This window comes from Pseudoalteromonas carrageenovora IAM 12662 (genome assembly GCF_900239935.1).
GTDB classification, from domain to species: domain Bacteria; phylum Pseudomonadota; class Gammaproteobacteria; order Enterobacterales; family Alteromonadaceae; genus Pseudoalteromonas; species Pseudoalteromonas carrageenovora.
In genome coordinates, this window is record NZ_LT965928.1 from 3440320 (window position 1) to 3457483 (window position 17164).

At 43.0% G+C, this 17164-nt stretch carries 8 protein-coding genes, 3 rRNA genes and 1 pseudogene; 5 read left to right on the forward strand and 7 right to left on the reverse strand.

The features are described 5' to 3' along the window. Positions 1-73 precede the first annotated feature (73 nt). A complete protein-coding gene (locus tag ALFOR1_RS15650; protein ID WP_104642378.1) occupies positions 74-1228 on the reverse strand; it encodes an IS110 family RNA-guided transposase in 1155 nt (384 codons plus the stop codon). A gap of 108 nt (positions 1229-1336) precedes the next feature. Between ALFOR1_RS15650 and ALFOR1_RS15655 the strand changes: the two are divergent. The 3 genes and pseudogenes from ALFOR1_RS15655 to ALFOR1_RS15665 all read left to right on the forward strand — a co-directional run. Then, positions 1337-2776, forward strand: a pseudogene (locus tag ALFOR1_RS15655) (3'-5' exonuclease); the annotation flags it as partial. Next, entirely contained in the window at positions 2754-4823 is a 2070-nt protein-coding gene (locus ALFOR1_RS15660; RefSeq protein ID WP_104643498.1) for a GNAT family N-acetyltransferase, read from the forward strand. The pseudogene ALFOR1_RS15655 and the gene ALFOR1_RS15660, both read left to right, overlap by 23 nt. 87 nt (positions 4824-4910) lie before the next feature. After that, positions 4911-5759 (forward strand): chemotaxis protein, encoded by an 849-nt coding sequence (locus ALFOR1_RS15665; RefSeq protein ID WP_104643499.1) that lies wholly within the window; start codon positions 4911-4913, stop codon positions 5757-5759. Positions 5760-5807: 48 nt separating this feature from the next. Here ALFOR1_RS15665 and ALFOR1_RS15670 read toward each other — a convergent pair whose 3' ends face one another. The 6 genes from ALFOR1_RS15670 to rhlB form a co-directional block, all read right to left on the reverse strand. After that, the gene (locus tag ALFOR1_RS15670) at positions 5808-6464 is read right to left on the reverse strand and encodes a nitroreductase family protein (protein ID WP_058549178.1); all 657 of its coding nucleotides are present in this window, start codon (positions 6462-6464) and stop codon (positions 5808-5810) included. Between the two features lie 497 nt (positions 6465-6961). Continuing rightward, positions 6962-7076: ribosomal RNA gene (rrf, locus tag ALFOR1_RS15675) — 5S ribosomal RNA — on the reverse strand. Between the two features lie 142 nt (positions 7077-7218). Next, a 23S ribosomal RNA gene (locus ALFOR1_RS15680) occupies positions 7219-10108 on the reverse strand. 292 nt (positions 10109-10400) lie between these two features. Continuing rightward, a 16S ribosomal RNA gene (locus tag ALFOR1_RS15685) occupies positions 10401-11936 on the reverse strand. Together the 16S, 23S and 5S rRNA genes form the textbook arrangement of a ribosomal RNA operon. A 531-nt stretch (positions 11937-12467) precedes the next feature. Beyond that, positions 12468-13961 (reverse strand): guanosine-5'-triphosphate,3'-diphosphate diphosphatase, encoded by a 1494-nt coding sequence (gene gppA, locus ALFOR1_RS15690; protein WP_104643500.1) that lies wholly within the window; start codon positions 13959-13961, stop codon positions 12468-12470. 44 nt (positions 13962-14005) lie between these two features. Beyond that, positions 14006-15283: an ATP-dependent RNA helicase RhlB gene (rhlB, locus tag ALFOR1_RS15695; protein ID WP_104643501.1), complete on the reverse strand. Its 1278-nt coding sequence runs from the start codon at positions 15281-15283 to the stop codon at positions 14006-14008. A gap of 91 nt (positions 15284-15374) precedes the next feature. On the opposite strand from rhlB, the gene trxA reads away from it, so the two are divergent. Next, positions 15375-15701: a thioredoxin TrxA gene (gene trxA / locus ALFOR1_RS15700; RefSeq protein WP_002960942.1), complete on the forward strand. Its 327-nt coding sequence runs from the start codon at positions 15375-15377 to the stop codon at positions 15699-15701. 181 nt (positions 15702-15882) lie between these two features. Then, entirely contained in the window at positions 15883-17142 is a 1260-nt protein-coding gene (rho, locus tag ALFOR1_RS15705) for a transcription termination factor Rho (RefSeq protein ID WP_058547681.1), read from the forward strand. Positions 17143-17164 lie beyond the last annotated feature (22 nt).

The window sequence follows — 17164 nt, forward strand, 5'->3', positions numbered from 1 at the left end:
TTGCCATCCTAATGCCGTCGGTGGTTGTGCCACACCCGATGCTTGATCCCATGCATTAACTCTAATTCGTTTATCATGCGGGTACTCTTGCCAATCTAAGTTTTGCGTTCACTGGCGTAAGTACCACTTCTTTTGCAATGGCCCATATGTACGCAATCATTTCTCGGGCAATTGCGGTGACAACAAGGTTGTAGTGTTTCCCTTTGGCTATCATTTTTTTATAGCGCTTGCAGAGCCTAAGTTGTGCTTTCCACGCAATATCAATAATGTCCTTTGGTAAACCTTCTTGTCGTTTTTGCATATCTGTCGATATATTTGCCGCATACCGATAAGTGTGTGCACCTTCAACGAGAAGGCGTCTTGCTCGGCCGTTTCCGCATTTTGTGATAGCGCCAATATGGCGTTTGCCACCACTCGAGTGTTCACTGGGTACAAGACCGAGATAACTCATTAATTTACGGGGATGGTCGAAGCGCGATAAATCACCAAGCTCAGCCACAACGCCGGTGGCGACCAACAAGCGAACACCTCGCATTGCTTGTATTGCTTTAACAACGGGATAATAACGCCATTGATGGACGTGATGTGTTAGTTCATTGTCTAGTCTTTCAAGTCGGCTTATTCGCTCGGTAATTGTTTGTAAAAACTCTTGTAAGACAATGTGCTGCGCGGGATGTGGCAGCACAAGCTCAGTGAGCCAACGTAAATGTTTTTGTGACCAATTTGCGGTGCCTTTGTAATTAATATTATTGCGAAGCATCAACGCTTTTAATTGATATTTAGCATCTTTTAAATCTTCCATGGCTATTTCGCGTGCGCGAGATAAATCGCGTACGGCTTCATCTTCAGGCTCGGGAACATAGATAGGTGTTAAATCTTCAGATTTAAGTAATTTAGCGAGCTTAAGGGCATCACGTTTATCGGTTTTAATCTTCTCGCCTGGTTTTTTAGGAATAAGAGATGGGGCAACCACATAACAGCAATGGCCAAGGCTTGTGATTAATCTGTAAATCCAATAACCACAAGGGCCTGCTTCATAAACAAAGTGTAGCGTTGCGCCAGGGTATTTAGATTCAAACTGACGAACAAGCTTTTGAACGGCCACTTTGGAAGAAGAAAATCGACCAAGGTGAACAGGTTGAGAGCCTCTATGTTCTTCAATATAGGCGACTTCATTGAATTCTTTATGTGTATCAAGTCCGATAAAAAGTATGCTATGTTTGTTCATGTTAGCCTCTGCTGTTTAGTTAATTGACAAACTAATTATGGCTCTGGCTTTGAATTAAGCTAACCCACGAAAAGCGGAGGCTAACACCGTGTGGGAGTCATTATGTCTATGATTGTGGGCGACGACGACCAAAGTATTTATGGTTGGCGCGGCGCTAAAATAGAAAATATAAAACGTTTTTTAACTGACTTTGACGCCGAGACTATTCGCCTTGAGCAAAACTACCGCTCAACCGCAACCATCCTAAAAGCATCTAATGCGCTTATAAAAAATAACTCAGAACGCATGGGTAAAAGCTTATGGACCGATGGTAACGAAGGCGAGCCTATATCAATTTATGCAGCGTTTAACGAATTAGACGAAGCCCGCTTTGTAAGCAGCAAATTACGTAGCTGGTTAAATGCCGGTAATGCATTGCAAGACGCCGCCATTTTATACCGTAGCAACGCGCAATCTCGTGTACTCGAGGAAGCCATGCTACAAGAAGGCTTAAAGTACCGTATTTACGGTGGTATGCGATTCTTCGAGCGTCAAGAAATTAAAGATGCGCTATCGTACTTACGCTTAGTAGGTAATCGCCAAGACGACGCCGCATTTGAGCGCGTTATTAACACCCCTGCGCGTGGTATTGGCGATAAAACATTAAGTCATATACGTGATTGTGCACGGGCTGAATCACTCCCGCTTTGGTACGCAGCTAAAGCTATTGTTGAACAACAGCATTTATCTGGCCGCGCGGCAGGTGCAGTATCTAAATTTGTAGAGCTGGTTGAGCACATAGAAGACAAAATTAGTGACCTTACACTGCACGAACAAGCTAAATACGCTATTCAAACCTCTGGTCTTATGGCTATGTACCAAGCTGAAAAAGGCGAAAAAGGCCGTGCTCGCGTAGAGAACTTAGAAGAGCTTATTAGTGCCTGCGATCAGTACGAACTCCCTGAAGAAGAAGAGTTTAGTTCGCCACTTCAAGGGTTTTTAGCTTATACATCGCTTGAATCTGGTGAAGGCCAAGCTGATGAGCACGAAGACGCGGTACAAATGATGACCCTTCACTCAGCTAAAGGCTTAGAGTTTCCGCTTGTGTTTATGGTGGGTGTTGAAGAAGGCATGTTCCCTTCACAGCAAAGTAATGAAGAAACAGGACGCTTAGAAGAAGAGCGACGTCTTTGTTACGTAGGTATGACCCGCGCAATGGAAAAACTATACATAAGCCACGCCGAAAGTCGCCGTTTATACGGTCAAGAAAAATACCACAGTCCTTCACGCTTTTTACGTGAAATACCAGAAGACTGCGTAGAAGAAATTCGTATTAAAACGCAAGTGTCGCGCCCGCCAGCTGCGGGGCGTTTTAGTGCCTCAGTAAGCCATGCTGTATTTGAAGAAAGCGGGTTTAACTTAGGCCAGCGCGTACTACACGCTAAGTTTGGTATAGGGACTGTGCTTAATTACGAAGGTAGCGGCGCGCAATCGCGTGTGCAAGTAAACTTTGACGACCTTGGCAGTAAATGGCTAGTAACCGCATATGCACGACTTCAAGCTGTATAAAGAGTTAGTTACAAAACTAACTCAGCAACTAGCTGGTGCAAACCATCGCCAGCTAGTGCTTATTACAGGCAACTCTGCTTGGTGCTATAGCTTAGTTAACTCTTTTATAAATAACGACAATACAGCTGCGTTATCTAAATCAGAGACTTTAAAAAATGCCATTTGGCCCTCTCATAATCATCAAATATTGGGTAAAGAGTTTAACGATGCTGTTTACGATGGTTTTAGTGGCCTATATCCAGATAAATTAGCAGCGCTCGCAGGTACTGTTAAAGCTGGCGGAATTTTATTTTTAATGCTGCCAACGCTTAATTCGCTCGATACTTGGCCCGACCCTGCTTTAGCTAGCATTGAGTCTTTCGGGCATAACACTTCACAAAGCTTATTTAATAAACGTTTTAGCTCTATTATTCATTCTCTGCCCGCTTTACATTTTAGTGAGCTAAACGGGGTAACAAGTAATATTAAGCCTTCACCGAGCAATACTATTAATTATCAGCCACAGCAAAACTGTGTTGAGCAAATAGTAAAAGTAGCGAATGGAAGAGCAAATAGACCTCTATTGATAAATGCAGATCGCGGGCGAGGTAAATCAGCAGCGCTTGGGCTTAGTGCAGCACAACTTAGCGATAAAAAAATAATTCTTTGCGCCACTCAATTCAGTGCAACACATTCAAGTTTTAAACATTTAGCAAATGCACTAAATGTAAATTACGACCCCACACAAAAGCAGTTGGCTAACTTATCTTATATGCCGCCAGATGCCTTACTCAATAGTTTACCCGAATGTGATTTATTACTTGTTGACGAAGCTGCAGCAATACCAGTGCCTCTATTATTAAAAATATTAACGCATTACCCAAAAGTTGTATTTGCAAGCACACTTGTAGGCTACGAGGGCAATGGACGAGGTTATACAATTCGCTTTAGCAAGTACGTTAAAGCACATTATAAAGCAGCAAAAGTAGTTACGCTTGACGAGCCACTGCGATTTGCCAAACACGATCCTCTTGAGCAGCATATACGCACACTATTGGCATTAGACGCTCAATTTAGCGAAACCAATTGTGCTGATATATCTGCTTTAACACACCGTGAAATTAGCCAACAAACATTAATTAATGATGAGCTGCTACTTAGACAGGTTATTGCATTACTTGCCCAAGCACACTATCAAAGTAGTGTTAACGATTTACGACACCTGCTTGATGCACCAGCACAACGAATATTTATTAGTGAAGAGAACAACCGCTTAGTAGCCGTTTGCTTAATTGCTATTGAAGGTGATATCGATACTGATTTAGCAGAGCTAGTTATTTCAGGAAAGCGTCGACCACAAGGTCATTTAATGGCGCAAACGCTTGCACAACTTAGCTTCAGCGCTGACTGTTTAACCCAGCTAAGTGCCCGCGTAGTGCGTATAGCCGTTGACCCTAGCGCTCACAATTTAGGGCTCGGAAAAGCACTAATTGGCTATTGCGAATTAAAACTTAAACCACAGTGCAAATTTTTTGGCGCAAGCTTTGGAGCTACGGCGCCCTTACTCAATTTTTGGCAAAGCCAGGGTTTTGTACCTGTAAAACTAGGATTTAAACAAGATAAAAGCACTGCTGAGCATTCAGTGTTAGTGATCAAATCGTTACATGATGGCTGTAATAAATTAGGCGATCTAAGCAAACAATTTCAAAATGAATTTATGTACGGACTATTAACTCACTTTAAAACCATTCATTGGCAGCTTGTCAGTATATTACTCAATAGTTTTTCTGATGAGCCACTTACACCACATGCGCTTTTTCAACTAACGCAATTTAGAGATAAAAGCTTAAATAGGTTTTCGGTATCAGCTGTAGTTTGGCATGCCATAAATAAAGCGCCTTCAAATGTAAGAAAGTTAAACACTCCTCATAAACAGCTTATTATTCAAAGTGTGCTGCAAAATTACAGCGATGAGCAATTATTAAAGCAGTTTTCTTTAACGGGTAAAAAACAGTTAGATAATAGCCTCTCTAGTGCTTTTAAATCACTGATTGCACAATTTAAGTAATCCTACTTTTAAAAATCGTAACTCTATAAGCTATTTATTTATTTTGTTCTATCCTTTAAGCATTAATAGGTAAATAAAGTTAAAGGCATGGAATTAATAAACTTTAAAGTTGGCTGCAAAACAATTTCACTTAAAATTCTCGATATATTACTCACAGAGCGTTTTAACAACGACCTCACTACTCTGCCAAATAATAATAAAAGCTTTATTGGCGTTAAAGACTATATGGAAACGCCTACTCCGGTATTTGATTTAGGGATTATTCTAAACGGTAATTCTACAGAGCAAAGTAATAAGCACGCCTTAGAGCAACTTCGCAAGTGGCAAGAGTCACTTGAGGTTTGGTTTACTCATCTTGAAAAAAGCCTGACAAAAAACAATACAGCCATCTCAACAAACAGTACTCAATTACATAACTTTGAAGTGTTTTATCAAGAGTTCCAAACAGATAATGAAGACTTGCAAGCCATAATGGAAAAATTTGACCAGCCATTCAAGTCACTGCTACAGACCATGGATAAAGCAGCTGAAGCTAGTAGCGATGACAATAAAAAACAGGTCAGTAAATATATAATCAATATTAAGCAAAATAGCTTAATGCAACTAAATCGATTATTTGAGGCTGCAAAAGAGCAAATTACACTCGACTATAAACCTATCATAGTCTTTACCACTAAAGATGGCTCAACTCCACATGTAGGGCTGTTAGTAGATAAAGTAGAGGATAACGTAGATTACAAAAAAGAAGATATTAAGCCTTTGGATAAGCTAACAGAGGTTGGTTTTGATATAGACCCGCAAACTAAAAATATGATGCGCGGTTTAATAAAGCTAGCCGAAAAGCACAGTGTTTTAATTGATCCAAGCGCCATTTTTAGCCCTGTACGCGCAGCGCAAGAAGACGTTCAAGAAAATGCAGCATATGGCTTATTTTAAAAACAAAGAAGCCGAGAATATTCTCGGCTAATTATTTATAACAGTAAGTTATACCGTAGTAATAATATCTCCTACAGCTAAACGAGCCTTAGGTAAGCCATGGTTCCAGTCTTCCTCTTCAAGCGGGTAACCCATAGCAAGCGCAACTTCACAAATGTGTCCATCAAGCTCAGCGCTAAACTTTTCACCAATTAAGTCTGGGTCTACACCCTCCATAGGTGTAGAAGCTATGTTTAAACGCGCTAGAGTATGCATTATATTACCTAGCGCTAAATAAACTTGCGCTTTAGTCCAACTACCGTTGTAGCCATTTTCATCTGTGTTCATTTCAGCAAATGCATATGCACCCATAAAGTTATCACGCATATCTGCTGGTAGGTGGCCTGAGCTTACCTCTACGTCAACACGCTTCGAAAACTTCTCTTTAGTGAACTCAGGGTCATAAGCAAGTAAAAGCGTGTGAGATGCCTCTTTAGCATGGTGTTGATTAAACTGGTGCTTATTAGCAAATGTATCGTGTAAACGGTTCTTACCTTCTTCACTTTCTACTAGAACAAATTTCCAAGGTTGAGAGTTAATTGAAGAAGCAGACAGACGAATAGCTTCTTTTATTACTTCCAAATCATCTGCTGAAATACGCTTAGCAGAATCATATTTCTTCGCAGTATAGCGATTATGTAAGTCTTTAATGATTTGATGAGACATGCTCTTCCCCGTCGTGATGTAAGTATGTAAATACAAGATGGAGCTAGTGTAATTGCAAAAAGAAGGTTTGATAATTAGCAATAAAGTTAAAAGACTTTATAAAATAAATTGATAATAGATGAACCATATCTCTCGACTAATTGACCTGACTTTAGCTTTTAGCGTTGGGAGTCGCTGCGCTTGCCCAACACTGGTTGAATGTGTATTAATTATGCATATTTTACTTTTCTGCAGACGTAAAAAAGCCCGACTATTTCTAGTCGGGCTTTATACAATTTGAAGTCGGTGCGCTACGCAGTAGAATGTCGTGGTGTCCACAGCGCTCGAGAGTCACAGTGAAATGCTACACTATCTTTGTGTCGGGGCGGCCTTGTGCGGGGCTCGCCTTCGAGCTGTTTTGTTTGACTACTGAGTTTGGCATGGGCTCTTGGCTATTTACTAAATCCCAGATAGCAAAAAACCCGTCACATTGCTGTAACGGGTTTCTCTTATTTGAAGCCTGGTAATGTCCTACTTTCACATAGCAAATGCTACACTATCATCGGCGCTGTTTCGTTTCACTACTGAGTTCGGCATGGAGTCAGGTGGGTCCAAAACGCTATTGTCACCAAGCAAATTTGGGGGTCAGTTCGTATCTCTACGCACTAACTGAATTTGGAAAATATCTGATAATATTTTTTAAGTCTTTCAGTAACTATCTACTCTAGTTATTAACTTCTGTCGCTTCACTGTCACAAAACGCGTTTGGCGTTGTATGGTTAAGCCTCACGGGTAATTAGTACAAGTTAGCTTAATGGCTCACACCACTTCCACATCTTGCCTATCAACGTTGTAGTCTTCAACGGCCCTTCAGAGACTTTAAAAGTCTAGTGAGAAATCATCTCGAGGCCTGCTTCGCGCTTAGATGCTTTCAGCGCTTATCAGTTCCGAACGTAGCTACCGGGCAATGCCATTGGCATGACAACCCGAACACCAGCGGTTCGTTCACTCCGGTCCTCTCGTACTAGGAGCAACCCCTCTCAATTCTCAAACGCCCACGGCAGATAGGGACCGAACTGTCTCACGACGTTCTAAACCCAGCTCGCGTACCACTTTAAATGGCGAACAGCCATACCCTTGGGACCGACTTCAGCCCCAGGATGTGATGAGCCGACATCGAGGTGCCAAACACCGCCGTCGATATGAACTCTTGGGCGGTATCAGCCTGTTATCCCCGGAGTACCTTTTATCCGTTGAGCGATGGCCCTTCCATTCAGAACCACCGGATCACTATGACCTACTTTCGTACCTGCTCGACGTGTCTGTCTCGCAGTTAAGCTGGCTTCTACCATTACACTAACCGTACGATGTCCGACCGTACTTAGCCAACCTTCGTGCTCCTCCGTTACTCTTTGGGAGGAGACCGCCCCAGTCAAACTACCCACCAGGCACTGTCCGTAACCCCGATTCAGGGGCCAACGTTAGAACATCAAAACTACAAGGGTGGTATTTCAAGGACGACTCCAACAAAACTAGCGTCTCATCTTCAAAGTCTCCCACCTATCCTACACATGTAGGTTCAATGTTCAGTGCCAAGCTGTAGTAAAGGTTCACGGGGTCTTTCCGTCTAGCCGCGGGTACACAGCATCTTCACTGCGATTTCAATTTCACTGAGTCTCGGGTGGAGACAGCGTGGCCATGGTTACACCATTCGTGCAGGTCGGAACTTACCCGACAAGGAATTTCGCTACCTTAGGACCGTTATAGTTACGGCCGCCGTTTACCGGGGCTTCGATCAAGAGCTTCTCCCTAAGGATAACCCCATCAATTAACCTTCCGGCACCGGGCAGGTGTCACACCGTATACGTCATCTTGCGATTTTGCACAGTGCTGTGTTTTTAATAAACAGTCCCAGCCACCTGGTCACTGCGGCTCCCGTCCGCTTAGAGAGCAAGTCTCATCACAGATAGGAGCGTACCTTCTCCCGAAGTTACGGTACGATTTTGCCTAGTTCCTTCACCCGAGTTCTCTCAAGCGCCTTAGTATTCTCTACCTGACCACCTGTGTCGGTTTGGGGTACGATTCGGTATAATCTGAAGCTTAGAGGCTTTTCCTGGAAGTATGGCATCAACAACTTCATCACCTTGGTGACTCGTCTCGTGTCTCAGGTTTAATGTTCGTCCGGATTTACCTAAACAAACGCCCTACTCACTTTCACATGGACAACCATCGCCATGCTTGCTTAGCCTTCTCCGTCCCCCCATCGCAATTATACCAAGTACGGAAATATTAATCCGTTTCCCATCGACTACGCCTTTCGGCCTCGCCTTAGGGGTCGACTTACCCTACCCTGATTAACATGGGATAGGAACCCTTGGTCTTCCGGCGTGCGGGTTTTTCACCCGCATTATCGTTACTCATGTCAGCATTCGCACTTCTGATACCTCCAGCATGCCTCCCGGCACACCTTCAACGGCTTACAGAACGCTCCCCTACCACTCAACGTAAACGTTGAATCCGCAGCTTCGGTGCATAGTTTAGCCCCGTTACATCTTCCGCGCAGACCGACTCGACCAGTGAGCTATTACGCTTTCTTTAAAGGATGGCTGCTTCTAAGCCAACCTCCTGGCTGTCTGGGCCTTTCCACATCGTTTCCCACTTAACTATGACTTTGGGACCTTAGCTGGCGGTCTGGGTTGTTTCCCTCTTCACGACGGACGTTAGCACCCGCCGTGTGTCTCCCGGATATTACTTTACGGTATTCGGAGTTTGCAAAGGGTTGGTAAGTCGGGATGACCCCCTAGCCTTAACAGTGCTCTACCCCCGTAAGTATTCGTCCGAGGCTCTACCTAAATAGATTTCGGGGAGAACCAGCTATCTCCCGGTTTGATTAGCCTTTCACTCCTAGCCACAAGTCATCCCCTAACTTTTCAACGTTAGTGGGTTCGGTCCTCCAGTTGATGTTACTCAACCTTCAACCTGCTCATGGCTAGATCACCGGGTTTCGGGTCTATACCTTGCAACTAATCGCCCAGTTAAGACTCGGTTTCCCTACGGCTACCCTATACGGTTAACCTCGCTACAAAATATAAGTCGCTGACCCATTATACAAAAGGTACGCAGTCACCTAACAAGTAGGCTCCTACTGCTTGTACGTACACGGTTTCAGGTTCTATTTCACTCCCCTCACAGGGGTTCTTTTCGCCTTTCCCTCACGGTACTGGTTCACTATCGGTCAGTTGGGAGTATTTAGCCTTAGATGATGGTCCACCTATATTCAGTCAAAGTTTCACGTGCTCCGACCTACTCGATTTCACTTAAAATGTCTTTTCATGTACGGGACTATCACCCTGTATCGTGGCACTTTCCAGAGCCTTCCATTAACACATAATAAGCTTAAGGGCTGTTCCGATTTCGCTCGCCGCTACTTTCGGAATCTCGGTTGATTTCTTTTCCTACGGGTACTTAGATGTTTCAGTTCTCCGCGTTCGCCTCGTTAACCTATGTATTCAGTTAACGATACCTGCAAGCAGGTGGGTTTCCCCATTCGGAAATCCTAGTCTCAAGCGCTTTTTACTAGCTTGACTAGGCTTATCGCAAGTTAATACGTCCTTCATCGCCTCCAACTGCCAAGGCATCCACCGTGTACGCTTAGTCACTTAACCATACAACCCAAACGGGTCTTTGTTCGTGACAGTTTAACTTCGCCAGAAGTTAATATTGAATACTAAAGTAGATACCAATCAATCAACTCAAAGAGTGATTAAATGGCACTGAATGATACTGCTATCATTCTTTTTTACTTTTGAAAACTCTTGATAAATACGAATATTTATCAGAATTTTATTATCAGCTTTTCCAAATTTTTAAAGAGCATATTAATTAGTAAACCCAAAGGGCACTACTAACTAACAATCATCTGTGTGGACACTACGAACAAATAAGTTCTAAATCGTATAAGGAGGTGATCCAGCCCCAGGTTCCCCTAGGGCTACCTTGTTACGACTTCACCCCAGTCATGAATCACTCCGTGGTAAACGTCCTCCCGAGGGTTAGACTATCTACTTCTGGAGCAACCCACTCCCATGGTGTGACGGGCGGTGTGTACAAGGCCCGGGAACGTATTCACCGCGTCATTCTGATACGCGATTACTAGCGATTCCGACTTCATGGAGTCGAGTTGCAGACTCCAATCCGGACTACGACGCACTTTAAGTGATTCGCTTACTCTCGCGAGTTCGCAGCACTCTGTATGCGCCATTGTAGCACGTGTGTAGCCCTACACGTAAGGGCCATGATGACTTGACGTCGTCCCCACCTTCCTCCGGTTTATCACCGGCAGTCTCCTTAGAGTTCTCAGCATTACCTGCTAGCAACTAAGGATAGGGGTTGCGCTCGTTGCGGGACTTAACCCAACATCTCACAACACGAGCTGACGACAGCCATGCAGCACCTGTATCAGAGTTCCCGAAGGCACCAAACCATCTCTGGTAAGTTCTCTGTATGTCAAGTGTAGGTAAGGTTCTTCGCGTTGCATCGAATTAAACCACATGCTCCACCGCTTGTGCGGGCCCCCGTCAATTCATTTGAGTTTTAACCTTGCGGCCGTACTCCCCAGGCGGTCTACTTAATGCGTTAGCTTTGAAAAACAGAACCGAGGTTCCGAGCTTCTAGTAGACATCGTTTACGGCGTGGACTACCAGGGTATCTAATCCTGTTTGCTCCCCACGCTTTCGTACATGAGCGTCAGTGTTGACCCAGGTGGCTGCCTTCGCCATCGGTATTCCTTCAGATCTCTACGCATTTCACCGCTACACCTGAAATTCTACCACCCTCTATCACACTCTAGTTTGCCAGTTCGAAATGCAGTTCCCAGGTTGAGCCCGGGGCTTTCACATCTCGCTTAACAAACCGCCTGCGTACGCTTTACGCCCAGTAATTCCGATTAACGCTCGCACCCTCCGTATTACCGCGGCTGCTGGCACGGAGTTAGCCGGTGCTTCTTCTGTCAGTAACGTCACAGCTAGCAGGTATTAACTACTAACCTTTCCTCCTGACTGAAAGTGCTTTACAACCCGAAGGCCTTCTTCACACACGCGGCATGGCTGCATCAGGCTTGCGCCCATTGTGCAATATTCCCCACTGCTGCCTCCCGTAGGAGTCTGGACCGTGTCTCAGTTCCAGTGTGGCTGATCATCCTCTCAAACCAGCTAGGGATCGTTGCCTTGGTGAGCCATTACCTCACCAACTAGCTAATCCCACTTGGGCCAATCTAAAGGCGAGAGCCGAAGCCCCCTTTGGTCCGTAGACATTATGCGGTATTAGCAGTCGTTTCCAACTGTTGTCCCCCACCTCAAGGCATGTTCCCAAGCATTACTCACCCGTCCGCCGCTCGTCAGCAAAGTAGCAAGCTACTTTCTGTTACCGCTCGACTTGCATGTGTTAGGCCTGCCGCCAGCGTTCAATCTGAGCCATGATCAAACTCTTCAATTAAAAAGTTTTATGTCTTTCGACAGCTCAATGAATTCTGAATTTATTTAATATCTTTCGATATTGAATTGACTGTGCTGAATAACTACCTAAGTAATTACTCTGTTGGTCACTCAGTTTCAATTGAGACTCTAATTTGTTTGCCTCGCTACCGAAGTAGGTTGGCTGTTAGAACTCAATCTGTACGAGTGCCCACACAGATGATTGCTTTATATTGTTAAAGAACGTTGCGATTAAAGCGTTAAACTTTATCTCGCTAGGGCTGCGCATATTACGCTTTCCTATTTTTTTGTCAACACTTAATTTTGTTAAACTTGAAAGTTTTCAGAGCTAAGTTTTACTCGACTCACTAAGTGGTTTGCTTGCCTCGCTAAGCGTTGCCTGCTCTGCCGTCTCAGTGGGGTCGCATTATAGGGAGATCCGAAAACAGATCAACCCTTTTTTGAAGAAAACGTGAAATAAATGACTGTTCGCGCAATTTTACATCGAAGTGATTACTTTAAACACTAAAAAGGCCCTTTCGGGCCTTTTATTCTAGTTAACTATGAGTTTCCAACCGAGCTTACTTTGTTGTTTAGACTCTTGTTGTAGCTCACTTGCCATTAATGGGTGATCTTTTAACCAATTAGTTTCAAACTTAAGGTCTAAGACTTCATTTTCAGCAATTAACTCTATTTTAGGTAGCACGTCGTCTTGGCGACGCATTGATAGGATTACAGCAATACGGAGTAATCGCACCAAATACTGCGCAAGTATGCTGTTAGCTCCTAGCGAATCAAAGCACCCTTTTTGGATATCTGAACGATGCGCATTAGCTACTGCTGCAATAACTTTATGCTCTGATTGTGAAAAGCCAGGCATATCTGTGTTTTCTAAAATATAGGCTGTGTGTTTATGGTACTGCTTATACTCTATTAGCAATCCAATTTCGTGAAGTTCAGCCACCGCTTTTAACAAGGGCAATCCATTTAAGCTTTCTATGGGCCAGCTTTGGTTAATTTTACCCGCTAACTGCATTGCAAGACTCGAAACACGATATGCTTGCTTTTGATCAACATGGTAACGATCCATAAAGCCATCGATAGTGCGTTTGCGAATATCGTTATTGTGAAGCTCTGGCACCATACTGTACAAAACACCTTCTCGAAGTGCTCCGCCTGCAAGGCCCATTTTTTCTATTTCAAGTGATTCAAATAACGCAATTAGAATGGCAAGCCCAGATACAAACACAAGCCTACGCTCTTCACTTAAACCTGGTAGGTCTAGTGCTGCAATAGTGCTAAACGCAATAGATTGCTCTTTAATAGTGTAAAGCTTTTCGAGAGTAAGGAGATCATCAAGATTTTGAGCGACCATAATCTCTTGGATAGCTTGCACAGTACCCGAAGCACCAGAAGCAACTTGCCATCCCGTTGCTTTATATTCATCGGCAATATCATCTATTACATCTCGCGCCGCTTTGATTGCTGCATCAAAGTTGCTAGTACTTAGCTTGCAGTCTTTAAAATAGCGCTCTAAATAAGTAACACATCCCATATTTAAGCTTTTATAGTGCAGTGCTTCAAAGCCCTTTCCTATAACCACTTCCGTACTTGCACCACCGATATCTATAACCAGCTGCTTACCATTACATGATGATGTATGGGCTACGCCCTTATAAATAGTTCTCGCCTCTAGCTCACCACTAATAACATTAATAGTGTGGCCTAGTATTTTTTCGGCTTGAGTTTTAAATACATCGGCATTAGTTGCCAAACGCAGTGTAGCGGTTGCCACTATGGTGATATTTTGCTTTGGAATGTCTTGCAGACGCTCAGCAAAAAGAGCAAGGCATTCCCAGCCTCGCTGCATTGCTTCAGTGCTTAATACGTTATCTTTATCAAGCCCTGCTGCTAATCTTACTTTGCGTTTTACGCGACCTATTGTTTGTAGGCCGCCAGCAATTGATTTGGCAATAAGCATATGAAAGCTGTTTGAGCCCAAATCAATAACTGCATACACATTTTTTTGCGGTATAAGTTGCCCCACCGTTCAAAAACCTCTAGTTACTACTACTTATAGTAACGGCCGAATTACGACCGTCCTTTTTGGTAACTATTATTTGGGCGACGTCCGTTGTTATTACTACGATTACGTGGGCCTGAAGAATAGTTGCGCTTTCTTTGAATAGTAGGCTTTGTTAAATCATCTAGCAATGCTGTTTTATCATAATGTGATAAAGGAATGCTGTGCTCTATATATTCTTCAATTTCATGCAAGTTATAAGCATATTGCTCACAAGCAAAACTAATTGCATGGCCAGAGGCACCTGCGCGACCGGTACGGCCAATTCGATGAACGTAATCTTCACAATCATCAGGTAGATCAAAGTTAAACACATGACTTACTTCAGGAATATGCAAACCACGTGCTGCAACATCAGTTGCTACTAAAAAGTCTAATTCACCTTTAGTGAATTGAGCTAAAATAGACTGACGTTTTTTCTGATTAACATCGCCAGTTAGCATACCTACGCGGTGCCCGTCAGCTTTTAGCCACGCATAAACTGTTTCACAGCTGTGCTTTGTATTAGCAAATACAATGGCTTTATCTGGCCATTCTTCCTCAATTAAGGTTAATAACAGCTTAATTTTGTCTTCTTGCGAAGGATGGAATAGCTCTTCTTTAATACGCTTGCCTGTTTTTACGTCTGGTTCAATTTGCACGTGTTCAGGGTTAGTCATATGTTCAAACGCAAGCTCTTGTACACGGTACGAAAGCGTTGCAGAGAATAATAAGTTTAAACGCTGCGATGTATCTGGCATGCGGCGGAACATATAACGAATATCTTTTATAAAGCCTAAATCGAACATACGATCGGCTTCATCTAGCACGACTACCTCAATTTCATTAAGGGTGTAACAGCCTTGCTTGTACAGATCGATAAGGCGACCTGTAGTACCAATTAAAATATCAACGCCTTTTTCTAATTGTGCACGTTGTTTTTCGTAATCTTCGCCACCATATACTAAACCTAAGTTAAGATTACAGTGCGGCGCTAAAATTTTTGCATCTTTGTGTATCTGAATCGCAAGCTCCCGAGTTGGGGCCATGATCAGGGCTCTTGGATGTTTACTAGGTGCTTTGCTAGATTGTAATAACCGATGGCACGTAGCTGTTAAAAAAGCTAACGTTTTGCCTGTACCAGTTTGAGCTTGGCCCGCAATATCGCGGCCATCACAAATATAAGGTAGGCATTTTGCTTGAATAGGTGTGCAATATTCAAACCCATTCTCGGTTAAACCGGCAACCACTTCCGGTGCGATAGCAAAGTCTGAAAACTTTTTATCGGTTAAATGTGTCTTAGTCATAGCGTTTAAGCATAACGTTTAAACTTGCAATAAGAAACAAGAGTGTTTAAATACGCACTAAATATTTCGCCTAACTAAATCGGAGAGCGCAATGAGCGAGAAAATTATCCAAATTACTGACGATAGCTTTGAAGCTGACGTATTACAATCAGACAAACCAGTACTAGTAGATTTCTGGGCTGAATGGTGTGGACCTTGTAAAATGATCGCCCCTATTCTTCATGAAGTTGCTGATGAATACGACAGCCGAGTGACTGTTGCTAAACTAAATATTGACCAAAATGCTGGTACACCACCAAAATTTGGTATTCGTGGTATCCCAACATTGCTTCTTTTTAAAGATGGCCAAGTTGCTGCAACGAAAGTTGGTGCACTTTCTAAAACTCAACTAATTGAGTTTTTAGAAAACAATATCTAGGTTAAAACCATAAAAAAGGGCTTTTTGCCCTTTTTTTGTGTTTATTTTGTATAAAGACTGGACGCTATGCCAGTGAACTGCTAGTTTATAAAGCCAACTAATCCTTAGTTATATTCAACAAACCTCACTCAACTATCAAAGCGATTTTGAGTATGACAATTGTAATAAAGAACCCACCAATATGCATTTACGCGAATTAAAAGACAAGTCTATAAAAGAACTTGTAAACTTAGCTGAGTCCATGGGGCTCGAAAACGTAGCCCGCTTAAGAAAGCAAGATATTATTTTTGCCATTCTTAAAGCCCACGCCAAAGGCGGAGAGAATATCTTCGGCGGCGGTGTATTAGAGATTTTACAAGATGGCTTTGGCTTTTTGAGATCATCAGAAGCCTCTTACTTAGCTGGCCCAGATGACATTTATGTTTCACCTAGCCAAATTCGCCGTTTCAGCATGCGTACTGGCGATTCTATCTCAGGCCTTATCCGCCCACCTAAAGACGGCGAACGTTACTTTGCTTTATTAAAAGTAAACGAAGTTAACTTTGATAAACCTGAAAACTCTCGCACTAAAATTCTTTTTGAAAACCTTACCCCACTACATGCAAACGAACGTTTTCGTATGGAACGTGGTAACGGCAGTAAAGAAGATATTACCGCCCGTGTACTTGATTTAGCATCTCCAATTGGCCGCGGCCAACGTGGTTTGTTAGTAGCACCGCCTAAAGCGGGTAAAACAATGCTACTGCAAAACATTGCACAATCAATCACTCATAATCACCCTGATGTTACATTAATGGTTTTACTTATTGATGAACGTCCGGAAGAAGTTACTGAGATGCAACGCCTAGTTAAAGGTGAAGTAATTGCATCAACATTTGATGAACCAGCTTCTCGCCACGTGCAAGTTGCCGAAATGGTTATCGAAAAAGCAAAACGTTTAGTTGAGCACAAAAAAGATGTCGTTATCTTATTGGATTCAATTACACGTTTAGCACGTGCTTATAACACAGTTATTCCTTCATCAGGTAAAGTACTTACAGGTGGTGTTGATGCTAATGCACTTCACAAACCTAAGCGCTTCTTTGGTGCTGCACGTAACGTTGAGGAAGGCGGTAGTTTAACTATTATCGCAACAGCGCTTATCGATACTGGCTCTAAAATGGATGAAGTTATCTACGAAGAGTTTAAAGGTACTGGTAATATGGAACTACACTTAAATCGTAAGATTGCTGAAAAACGTGTATTCCCTGCTATCGACTTTAACCGCTCAGGTACTCGTCGTGAAGAATTACTTACTAAACCAGATGAGCTACAAAAGCTTTGGATTTTACGTAAGATTGTTCATGAAATGTCAGAGATTGATGCGATGGAATTTTTAATCGATAAACTATCGATGAGTAAAACCAACGATGAATTCTTTGATTCAATGAGACGCCAATAAGCGTGTTTTAGTTGAATAAAAA

Bases quoted from the DNA above. Each gene is read 5' to 3' on its own strand.
- trxA (WP_002960942.1), top strand. From the start codon at position 15,375: ATGAGCGAGAAAATTATCCAAATTACTGACGATAGCTTTGAAGCTGAC.
- rho (WP_058547681.1), top strand. From the start codon at position 15,883: ATGCATTTACGCGAATTAAAAGACAAGTCTATAAAAGAACTTGTAAAC.
- ALFOR1_RS15650 (WP_104642378.1), bottom strand. From the start codon at position 1,228: ATGAACAAACATAGCATACTTTTTATCGGACTTGATACACATAAAGAA.
- ALFOR1_RS15670 (WP_058549178.1), bottom strand. From the start codon at position 6,464: ATGTCTCATCAAATCATTAAAGACTTACATAATCGCTATACTGCGAAG.
- rhlB (WP_104643501.1), bottom strand. From the start codon at position 15,283: ATGACTAAGACACATTTAACCGATAAAAAGTTTTCAGACTTTGCTATC.
- ALFOR1_RS15660 (WP_104643498.1), top strand. From the start codon at position 2,754: ATGCACGACTTCAAGCTGTATAAAGAGTTAGTTACAAAACTAACTCAG.
- ALFOR1_RS15665 (WP_104643499.1), top strand. From the start codon at position 4,911: ATGGAATTAATAAACTTTAAAGTTGGCTGCAAAACAATTTCACTTAAA.